Origin of the sequence: Enterobacter sp. 148H3, assembly GCF_034107425.1 — a bacterium.
GTDB classification, from domain to species: domain Bacteria; phylum Pseudomonadota; class Gammaproteobacteria; order Enterobacterales; family Enterobacteriaceae; genus Enterobacter; species Enterobacter vonholyi.
The window spans coordinates 65,084-74,773 of record NZ_JAWNEI010000014.1; the positions used below are offsets into that span (position 1 = coordinate 65,084).

The following is a 9,690-nucleotide window of genomic DNA, read 5'->3' on the forward strand; positions in this document are numbered from 1 at the left end:
GTGAAATTACCCGTAATAACGGCTTTTGGCGGCTATAGTCCAGCTGGTCGTAGTTCTTTTCATCATGCATTTCGCCGAATGATTATTGATTCATTATCGGAAGAGGAAAGGCAGGAGACGTTATTATCGTTAGCTATTCTGATGGGCGTGCTTAAATATGATGAAGGTGGGTATTGCGACATTTCAGGTAAAAGATTTACGCCCGCTCAGGCTGCCGCGCAGATAAAAGACGAGACGCTGGAAGGAACCCTTATCAGAATAATTACGCGCGACTATTTTGATGTCGATGCTATCACCAGCCATGCAAAATTGAATATGGTTTCTGGCGAAGAAGGATTCAGCTTTAATATCTCAGCCAGACAATTACCGCATCCCTTACCGGCGGGATGGCAGGTTGAGGAATTACCGGATCGGCGCGTGCGTATTACCGTTCAGGGAGAGATGGACTGTAAAATTGAGGCGTTGTTGCGCACGGAGGTTCAGGCTGCAGGTTTGCTGCCGCAGGGATTCCGGCCGGGTGACCATTACAATTCGCAGTTCCATCCGCGGGCGCTACAAATGGCGATTGTCGGGGCATCGGACGCCATCAACGCTCTGGGGATCCCGTGGCGCGAGATACAGGCAGCGATCGCGCCGGATCAGCTCGGGGTCTATTCGGGCAATATCATGGGACAGCTCGACGATTATGGCTTTGGCGGTATGCTCCAGTCGCGCCTGAAAGGCCAGCGCGTCAGCGCCAAACAGTGTCCGCTGGGCCTGAACAGCATGTGCGCTGATTTCCTCAATGCGTATGTGCTGGGTAGCGTTGGCCATACCAGCGCCACGCTGGGGGCGTGCGCCACGTTTCTGTATAACCTCAATGCGGCAGTCGAAGATATAAAAGCGGGACGCATTCGCGTGGCCGTTGTGGGCAGCGCCGAAGCGCCGGTCATCTCCGAAGTGATTGAAGGATTCGACGCCATGGGCGCCCTGGCAACGGAGAGCAAGCTCAAGCATATTGATGAAACGGAAACGCCCGACTGGCCCAACAGCAGCCGCCCGTTTGGCAACAGCTGTGGTTTTGTGATCGCAGAATCCAGCCAGTATGTCGTGTTAATGGACGACGAGCTGGCGCTGCAGCTTGGGGCAGAGATCCATGGTTCGGTGGGGAATGTCTTTATCAACGCTGACGGCTTTAAGCGTTCTATTGCGTCACCAGGGCCGGGGAACTACATCACCATGGCGAAAGCCGTGGCTTCGGCAGTGTCGATGGTCGGAATGGAGGCGGTGCAAAAGGGATCGTTTATTCAGGCGCACGGTTCAAGCACGCCGAAGAATTGCGTCTCCGAAGCGGATATTTTTGACCGCGTTGCGCAAGCCTTTGCGATCCGCGACTGGCCGGTGACGGCGGTGAAATCGTATCTCGGTCACTCCCTGGGACCCGCAAGCGGCGACCAGCTCATCAGCTGCCTCGGCGTCTTCCGCTATGGCATTTTACCGGGAATTAAAAGCGTAACCCAGATCGCGCCGCAGGTGAATAACGCACGCTTATCCATTCCTCTTCAGGACTACAAATTAGAGGAAGGCCAGGGGCAAATTGCCTTTATTAATTCAAAAGGCTTTGGCGGTAATAATGCCACGGGGGTGGTTTACTCGCCAAAGCTTACCCATCAATGGTTGCGCAAACGCTACGGGGACGCGGTATTTGCGGATTATCAGCAGCGTAACCGCGAGGTGCGACATCAGGCGAACGCGTACGACGAGTCGGCTTCGCAGGGTGAACTCAACGTTATTTATCTGTTTGGCCAGCAGGGGATAAATGAGGAAGATATTAAGATTGCCAGGGATGGCATCACCATTCCCGGATTTGAAAAACCGATAATGTACGCGACGGAAAAAGAATACCCGGACTTTTAATCGTTATATCTGTTTTTATTATTAATCAATATGTGTGGGCCGGGTAAGGGAAATCACCCGGCCGCAGGAAAGAACGGTGACACCGTTAAAGAACGGCTTTAATGCTCTGCGCCAGCGGTGTCGTTGCGCGCCCGATCAGTTTGCTCAGCGTATGGCTATCGTCAAACAGTCCCCCTTTGGACGCGCCAACATCGGAATCCGCCAGCATATCAGCCAGACCGGCAGGCAGACCGACGCTTTTAAGCGCGGCGGCAAAATCTGCTTCACTGAGATTCTGATAGGTTACCGGTTTCCCGCTCTGTTTGCTGAGTTCAGCCGCCAGTTCGCTCAGCGTCCAGCCGTGGTCGCCCGCCAGTTCATACACTTTGCCCGCATGGCCCTCTTCAGCGATCACTTTGGCTGCCGCCGCGGCATAGTCTGCGCGGGTAGCAGAGGCAATTTTGCCATCGCCTGCCGCACCGATAAACACGCCGTGCTCCAGCGCAGGCGGCGCGCTCGCCAGGTAGTTTTCGGTATACCAGCCGTTGCGCAGCAGGGCATAAGGAATGCCGGACGCCGCCAGGGCTTTTTCAGTCGCAACGTGTTCAACGTGCAGACCGAGCGGCGATGTATCCGCATGCAGCAGGCTGGTGTAGGCGATAAATTTCACGCCTGCCGTTTTAGCGGCGTTAATCACGTTCTGGTGCTGGGTCGCGCGCTGTCCGACTTCGCTGGAGGAGATCAGCAGAAGCTTTTCCACGCCGCTCAGCGCGGCGGCGAAGGTGGCTTCATCCGTGTAGTCTGCCTGACGCACCACAATACCCTGCTGGCTTAAGGCTTGCGCTTTCGCCGGGTTACGTACGATGGCCACAATCTGGCTGGCCGGTACGGTTTTCAGCAGCTGTTCAATAACGAGATGGCCAAGCTGGCCGGTAGCGCCGGTAATCGCGATCATGATGAATCTCCTTCGTGTTTGTCTGATGTTGTGGCACACTAGCACCATAGCTAACTTTTAGTAAGTACGTACAAAAAGGTAAGTATGAAAACAATGATACCGACGCTCAGCGAACAAATGCGCGATGGCAATCTTTTCGCGGAGCAGTGCCCTTCACGAGAGGTGCTCAAACACGTAACCAGCCGCTGGGGGGTACTGATTCTGCTGGCGCTGCGCCAGGGAACGCATCGCTTTAGCGATCTGCGCCGCAAAATGGGCGGGGTGAGCGAAAAGATGCTGTCCCAGTCGCTTCAGGCGCTGGAGCAGGACGGGTTTGTCGATCGCGTATCGTATCCGGTCGTGCCGCCGCACGTAGAGTATAGCCTGACGCCGATGGGTATTGAGGTCAGCGAGAAAGTTGCCGCGCTTGCTGACTGGATTGAGGTGAATACGCCGAAGGTGATGGCGAATCGGGACGATCGCGCGGCGTAAAAGCCGGGCATGTGCGGCCCGATGCCCTCACCCTGACCCACTCCAACGGGGAGAGGGAACAAACACCAAAAGCGGCAACGTGTGTTGCCGTTTTGTTTTACTTACTCAAATCCACCTGATAAATCGCGAACCCAATATCATCCGTCGCGACCTGTTTCATCGGATACTGCGCCTTCTCCTTGATAAACGTGGCTGCCTTGTCGGATGGCGACGTTTCAAAGCGAATATCCAGTTTCGTATCGCTGTGGATCGGTGCCAGACGCCAGTTGTTATCCACCGCAGGATGAATTTCGCCCGCCTTCTTCGACTCCGCGCTGATCCACGCCGCAAGCACCGAGCGGTTCTCGTCCGGCGAGGCAAAGGCGATATGGCTATCTCCCGTACCGGCAAACTTACCGCCGTAGGCACGGTAGTTATTGGTCGCCACCAGGAAGGTGGCATTCGGGTCGATCGCCTTGCCGTTGAAGGTCAGGTTTTTGATGCGCTCCGCCTGCGGGTTAATCATCTGGCACTCGCCGTCATATTTCGCCGGCTGGGTGACGTCAATCTGGTAGTTCACGCCGTCGATCACGTCGAAGTTATAGGTACGGAAGCCGTCCCAGTTAATCAGCGACTGCGGCTTACTGCTGTTAGGGTCAATCTGGTTAAACTGTCCGGCAGAACACTCAAGCCACTCTTTTACCTCTTTCCCGGTGGCTTTAACCACCACCAGCGTGTTCGGGTAGAGGTAGAGGTCGGCGGCGTTACGGAAGGTCAGCTGGCCCTTTTCGACTTCAACATAGCTGGCCGGGTCATTCTTACGCCCGCCCACTTTGAATGGCGCAGCGGCTGACAGGACCGGCAGTTTTGCCAGATCCGGATCGCCCTGCACAAAGTGTTCGGCATAGGCTTTCTGCGCCATGTTGACGACCTGAACGGTCGGGTCGTCCTGCACCAGCGCCAGGAAGCTGTACATGTTATCGGCGGATTTGCCGATCGGCTTGCTGACGAATTCGCGCGTGGCGTCGTGATCGTGCTTCAGCACGTTGACCAGTTTTTTATCTTCAGCCGCCAGAGATTTTTTCGCTGCAGCGTCGTAAATCGGGCGCGCTTCGGCTTTTGACTGCGTCACCTTCCAGCTGCCACCGTCGTTATTCAGCACCAGATCCACTACGCCAAGATGGTCGCCCCACATGCCCGGCATCACCGACGGCACGCCGTTAAGCGTCCCTTTCTCAATGTCCGCGCCTTTGATGCTGGCGAAATCTTTGCCCGGGAAGACCGCGTGGGCGTGGCCGAACAGGATCGCGTCGACGCCCGGAACTTCACTCAGATAGTAAACGGAGTTTTCTGCCATGGCTTGATACGGATCGGCGGAGAGGCCCGAGTGGGCGACAACGACGACCAGATCGGCGCCTTTTTCGCGCATTTCCGGCACGTATTTGCGCGCGGTTTCGGTGATGTCGTTGACGGTCACCTTACCGTCGAGGTTGGCCTTATCCCACGTCATGATCTGCGGCGGGACAAAACCGATATAGCCGATTTTGAGCGTTTGTTTTTTCCCGTCCCGATCGACAACCTCGGTATTTTTAATCAGGTATGGGGTAAAGAGCGGCTTTTGCGTTTTAACGTCGATGATATTGGCGTTAACGTACGGGAATTTCGCGCCGGCCAGGGCATCGTGAAGGTATTTCAAACCGTAGTTGAATTCGTGGTTGCCGAGGTTGCCGACGGTGTAATCCAGGGTGTTCATCGCTTTATAGACAGGATGGATCTCGCCTTTTTTCAACCCCCTGGTCGCCATGTAGTCCCCAAGCGGGCTGCCCTGAATGAGATCGCCATTGTCGACCAGCACGCTGTTTTTCACTTCGCCACGCGCCGCATCGATCAGGCTTGCCGTGCGTACCAGTCCGAATTTTTCCGTCGGGGTATCTTTGTAGTAATCGAAGTCCATCATGTTGCTGTGCAGATCGGTCGTTTCCAGAATACGCAGATCTATCGTCTCCGCCTGCACGCTCGCTGCAATCAGCGTCGCCAGAAGCGTTGCACTAAACTTAATCATCAGAGGAGTCCTTTTTTCGATGCAGACCACAAAAGAGTATGTATCTATAGCTTGTTGCTTACAGAAATGTGAATCCTGACAGAAAAAAGTAACCTGAAACCGGAATTGCTTCACAGATAGCGGAATTGTTCACATTACGATATAACTAAAACAAAGAGTTAACCTCACTGCGTTAACAAAGAGGTGGAAAATGCTAGAAAAAATTTGTCAGCTCGCACGGGATGCGGGAGATGCCATCATGCAGGTGTATGACGGTATTAAACCTATGGAGGTTGTCAGCAAAGCCGACGATTCTCCGGTCACGGCGGCGGATATTGCCGCGCATAAGGTGATCCTCAAAGGGTTACAGGCCTTAACGCCGGACATCCCCGTCCTGTCAGAAGAAGCGCCGCAAAGCTGGGACGAGCGCCAGCACTGGCAGCGCTACTGGCTGGTCGATCCGCTGGACGGGACGAAAGAGTTCATCAAGCGCAACGGTGAATTCACCGTCAATATCGCCCTGATTGAGAAAGGGAAAGCGGTGCTGGGTGTGGTTTACGCGCCGGTAATGAAGGTGATGTACAGCGCCGCAGAAGGGAAGGCGTGGAAGGAAGAGTGCGGCGTGCGCAAGCAGATCCAGGTGCGCGATGCGCGTCCGCCGCTGGTGGTAATTAGCCGCTCGCACAGCGACAGCGAACTGCAGGAGTACCTGCAGCAGCTGGGTGAACACCAGACCACCTCGATCGGCTCGTCGCTGAAATTCTGCCTGGTGGCGGAAGGCCATGCGCAGCTGTACCCTCGCTTTGGGCCAACCAATATCTGGGATACCGCCGCCGGGCATGCCGTTGCTGCGGCCGCCGGGGCGCATGTTCATGACTGGCAGGGCAAACCGCTGGACTACACCCCGCGCGAATCCTTCCTTAACCCCGGCTTCCGCGTCTCTATTTATTGAGCCAGCAGCTTATGCAGCAGGTCGACAACCTGCTGCACCTCTTCCTGGGTCAGCGCCCCGTCTTTCACCCACTGCACGCGACCTTCCTTATCCAACACAATAATCGCTGAGCTTTCTTCCTCCAGCTGCCAGGCCTTACGGGTGACGCCGTTGCTGTCGACGATAAACTGCGACCACGGATAGAGCTTTTTATTGCTCTCAAGGCTTGAGCGCACAAACATCCCGGAGCCCGGAATGGCGTCATCGGTATTAACAATAGTGGTCGTCTGGTAGCGGTCGTGCGGGAATTTCGCGGCCTTGATCGCTTCCACCAGGTTGGCATTTTTCTCTTTTGCGGATGTACGACCGGCAATATGTTGTACAACTCTCACTTTGCCCGCGAGCTGCGCGCTATTCCAGGGTTTGTAGCTAAACTTATCATTGTCGAGAATCAATTCTCCCCGGTCAGCAATGCCGACTGGCGGTACACGTTGTCCTTTTTCAATGTTGTGAGCGGAAGCCCACAGAGGCAGCAGCAGGCAGGCTGCTGCAAGGATATTACGTAGGGTCATGGCGTTTCCTTATTGTTTGCAGGTGATCCGACCACTTGGTCTTACGCTTTAATCATAAGTGCGATCAATGTGGTTTTCCCGCAATCCCGATGCCAGTTTGCGGGTGAACGCACATATCCATGAAAAAACGACGGCTTATACTGCGCCCGGTCACGCTTTGCAAAGATTATTCTGAATAATTGTAATCAAACGGTAAATAAACTTATGCACACTGGGTAACACCGTAGTTCTGGTCTATAGTCATTGGGCATTAAAATTTGCGCTCAGGACAGTCGGGCCGATTGTGGCACCGCAAGAGCGTATGATTCGCAGGAGATACAAGAATGAAAATTTTCCAACGCTACAACCCGCTTCAGGTGGCGAAGTACGTGAAGATCCTGTTCCGTGGACGGTTGTATATCAAGGATGTTGGCGCTTTTGAGTTTGATAAGGGCAAGATCCTTGTCCCAAAAGTGAAGGACAAACAGCACCTGTCTGTGATGTCCGAAGTCAACCGTCAGGTTATGCGTCTGCAAACTGAGATGGCTTAACCAACGTGCTATGCAGTAGTTAAAAAAACGGCTCCCAATGGGAGCCGTTGATGTTTGTGGAGGCTGGAACCTTACGCCGATACCTTCTCTTCCGCATCCGGCAGCTTCGGAACCAGTACGGTCGGTTTGTTGTCGATGCGCGTCACCAGCAGCTGGTCGATGCGGTAGTTATCAATATCCACCACCTCAAACTTGTAGCCGGAGAACTTCACCGAGTCGGTACGTTTCGGGATTTTACGCAGCATAAACATCATAAAGCCGCCGATGGTCTCGTAGTTACCGGACTGCGGGAACTCGTCGATATCCAGCACGCGCATCACGTCTTCAATCGGCGTGCCGCCATCAATCAGCCATGAATTATCGTCACGCTGAACAATCTGCTCTTCCAGCCCCTGGCCAACCAGGTCGCCCATCAGCGTGGTCATCACGTCGTTCAGGGTGATAATACCCACCACCAGGGCGTATTCGTTCATGATAACCGCGAAGTCTTCCCCGGCGGTTTTGAAACTTTCCAGCGCTTCTGAGAGCGTCAGAGTGTCCGGCACAATCAGGGTGTTGCGGATCTGCACGCCGCTGTTGAGCGCCAGGCTCTGGTTTGCCAGTACGCGGTTCAGCAGGTCTTTGGAGTCGACGTAACCGATGATGTGGTCGATATCTTCATTACAGACAAGGAACTTAGAGTGTGGATGCTGCGCCACTTTGTTCTTCAGGCTCTGCTCATCTTCATGTAAATCGAACCAGATAATGCTTTCACGGCCCGTCATGGAAGACGGTACGGTACGGGATTCCAGTTCGAACACGTTCTCAATCAGCTCGTGTTCCTGCTTGCGCAGCACCCCGGCCAGCGCGCCGGCTTCCACTACCGCATAGATGTCGTCAGACGTGATGTCGTCTTTACGCACCATAGGCAGCTTAAAGATGCGGAAAATCACGTTCGCCAGGCCGTTGAAGAACCACACCAGTGGACGAAACACGTACAGACAGAAGCGCATCGGGTTGATGATACGCAAAGCCACAGCTTCTGGCGCAATCATACCGATGCGTTTCGGGGTCAGGTCTGCAAAGAGTATGAACAGGCCGGTTACCAGCGAGAAGGAGAGGATAAAGCTGAGCTGTTCGGCCAGTTCAACGGACATGTACTTAACAAACAGGCTATAAAAGGCCGGAGAAAACGCCGCATCACCCACGATACCGCCGAGTATAGCGACCGCGTTGAGGCCAATCTGCACCACGGTGAAGAACATGCCAGGGTTTTCCTGCATTTTCAGGATGCGGGTGGCATTGATGTTGCCTTCATCGGCAAGCAGCTTCAGTTTGATTTTACGGGACGCGGCCAGCGAGATCTCAGATATCGAGAAAAATGCGCTGACGGCAATCAGACAAAGTATTACTAAAATACTGTTTAACATAGTTTATCCGGCTTCTCGCCAGATCCTCAGAAGGGGAGTTGATACCATTTGTGTGAAAACACATTGAACACCAGCTCGTAGCGTTGAGCCGATTATTTCAGCGGGTAGTATAGCGTAAAGAGATGTAAATCTGCCAGAGGTCACATTTTGGCGAAGATAGCCGGAGGGGGCGGCCAACTCGTGGTGGTTAGGTTATGAGACAACGCTGTCGCTGCCGTGTGCGCCACGCTGCTCGCGTGGCGCTGGATCGGAAATCAGGCAAGCTGTGGCGGCAGGCAGACGCCGATGCCCCCGATACCGCAGTAGCCGTACGGGTTTTTATGCAGATACTGCTGGTGATCGTCTTCCGCATAGTAGAATGGTTTCGCGGTTGTGATTTCCGTCGTCACCTCGCGCGTGTCGCCCGCTTCACGCATGGCCTGCTGGAAACGCTCAAGGCTGGCGCGCGCTGCGGCATCCTGCTCCGGCGTGAGCGGATAAATGGCCGAGCGATACTGTGTGCCGTGGTCGTTGCCCTGACGCATGCCCTGCGCCGGGTCGTGGTTCTCCCAGAAGACCTGCAGCAGCTGTTCGTAGCTGATTACCGCAGGGTCATAGACCACGCGCACCGCTTCCGCATGCCCGGTTTCGCCGGAGCAGACTTCGCGATAGGTAGGATTCGGCGTGTAACCGCCCGTATAGCCAGCCGCCGTGCTGTAAACGCCGGGGAGTTGCCAGAAGAGGCGCTCAACGCCCCAGAAACAGCCCATGGCGAACAGGGCGATTTCCATTCCCTCCGGCACGTTGGTCATGGAATGGTTATTGACGGCGTGTAAGGTCGCCACAGGCATAGGGGTGTTGCGTCCCGGTAATGCATCAGCTTGTGAAACCAGATGCTTTTTGTCGAATAAACTCACGATGGGGCCTCCCGGGGTGCGATGTTTCAGT

General features: G+C 54.6%; 9 protein-coding genes. 4 read left to right on the plus strand and 5 right to left on the minus strand.

The genetic code is table 11. The features are described 5' to 3' along the window. Nucleotides 1–78: 78 nt before the first annotated feature. A complete protein-coding gene (locus tag USH94_RS18550; RefSeq protein WP_258525056.1) occupies nucleotides 79–1,896 on the plus strand; it encodes a beta-ketoacyl synthase in 1,818 nt (605 codons plus the stop codon). A gap of 85 nt (nucleotides 1,897–1,981) precedes the next feature. On the opposite strand, the gene USH94_RS18555 is transcribed toward USH94_RS18550, so the two are convergent. Next, a complete protein-coding gene (locus USH94_RS18555) occupies nucleotides 1,982–2,830 on the minus strand; it encodes an SDR family oxidoreductase (RefSeq protein WP_111965376.1) in 849 nt (282 codons plus the stop codon). A gap of 84 nt (nucleotides 2,831–2,914) precedes the next feature. Here USH94_RS18555 and USH94_RS18560 point away from each other — a divergent pair, with 84 nt between their 5' ends. Further along, nucleotides 2,915–3,301 (plus strand): winged helix-turn-helix transcriptional regulator, encoded by a 387-nt coding sequence (locus USH94_RS18560; RefSeq protein ID WP_111965375.1) that lies wholly within the window; start codon nucleotides 2,915–2,917, stop codon nucleotides 3,299–3,301. Nucleotides 3,302–3,398: 97 nt separating this feature from the next. Here USH94_RS18560 and USH94_RS18565 read toward each other — a convergent pair whose 3' ends face one another. Next, complete coding sequence (locus tag USH94_RS18565; RefSeq protein WP_111965374.1) at nucleotides 3,399–5,342, minus strand: bifunctional 2',3'-cyclic-nucleotide 2'-phosphodiesterase/3'-nucleotidase; 1,944 nt, start codon at nucleotides 5,340–5,342, stop codon at nucleotides 3,399–3,401. A 190-nt stretch (nucleotides 5,343–5,532) separates the two neighbouring features. Between USH94_RS18565 and cysQ the strand changes: the two genes are divergently transcribed. Beyond that, a complete protein-coding gene (gene cysQ, locus USH94_RS18570) occupies nucleotides 5,533–6,273 on the plus strand; it encodes a 3'(2'),5'-bisphosphate nucleotidase CysQ (RefSeq protein ID WP_111965373.1) in 741 nt (246 codons plus the stop codon). Here cysQ and USH94_RS18575 read toward each other — a convergent pair. Next, nucleotides 6,267–6,824 (minus strand): YtfJ family protein, encoded by a 558-nt coding sequence (locus USH94_RS18575; RefSeq protein ID WP_111965372.1) that lies wholly within the window; start codon nucleotides 6,822–6,824, stop codon nucleotides 6,267–6,269. The genes cysQ and USH94_RS18575 overlap by 7 nt on opposite strands. A 323-nt stretch (nucleotides 6,825–7,147) precedes the next feature. Here USH94_RS18575 and USH94_RS18580 point away from each other — a divergent pair, with 323 nt between their 5' ends. After that, complete coding sequence (locus USH94_RS18580) at nucleotides 7,148–7,354, plus strand: DUF1107 domain-containing protein (protein WP_008501430.1); 207 nt, start codon at nucleotides 7,148–7,150, stop codon at nucleotides 7,352–7,354. Nucleotides 7,355–7,425: 71 nt separating this feature from the next. Here USH94_RS18580 and USH94_RS18585 read toward each other — a convergent pair whose 3' ends face one another. Both USH94_RS18585 and msrA read right to left on the minus strand, forming a co-directional pair. Continuing rightward, nucleotides 7,426–8,763, minus strand: a complete 1,338-nt coding sequence (locus USH94_RS18585; protein WP_023310162.1) for a hemolysin family protein — start codon at nucleotides 8,761–8,763, stop codon at nucleotides 7,426–7,428. 254 nt (nucleotides 8,764–9,017) lie between these two features. After that, a complete protein-coding gene (gene msrA, locus USH94_RS18590) occupies nucleotides 9,018–9,659 on the minus strand; it encodes a peptide-methionine (S)-S-oxide reductase MsrA (RefSeq protein ID WP_023310171.1) in 642 nt (213 codons plus the stop codon). Nucleotides 9,660–9,690 lie beyond the last annotated feature (31 nt).

Coding starts and splice junctions, on each gene's coding strand:
- cysQ (WP_111965373.1), top strand. CDS start 5,533: ATGCTAGAAAAAATTTGTCAGCTCGCACGGGATGCGGGAGATGCCATC.
- USH94_RS18580 (WP_008501430.1), top strand. CDS start 7,148: ATGAAAATTTTCCAACGCTACAACCCGCTTCAGGTGGCGAAGTACGTG.
- USH94_RS18560 (WP_111965375.1), top strand. CDS start 2,915: ATGAAAACAATGATACCGACGCTCAGCGAACAAATGCGCGATGGCAAT.
- USH94_RS18575 (WP_111965372.1), bottom strand. CDS start 6,824: ATGACCCTACGTAATATCCTTGCAGCAGCCTGCCTGCTGCTGCCTCTG.
- USH94_RS18550 (WP_258525056.1), top strand. CDS start 79: ATGATTATTGATTCATTATCGGAAGAGGAAAGGCAGGAGACGTTATTA.
- USH94_RS18585 (WP_023310162.1), bottom strand. CDS start 8,763: ATGTTAAACAGTATTTTAGTAATACTTTGTCTGATTGCCGTCAGCGCA.
- USH94_RS18565 (WP_111965374.1), bottom strand. CDS start 5,342: ATGATTAAGTTTAGTGCAACGCTTCTGGCGACGCTGATTGCAGCGAGC.
- USH94_RS18555 (WP_111965376.1), bottom strand. CDS start 2,830: ATGATCGCGATTACCGGCGCTACCGGCCAGCTTGGCCATCTCGTTATT.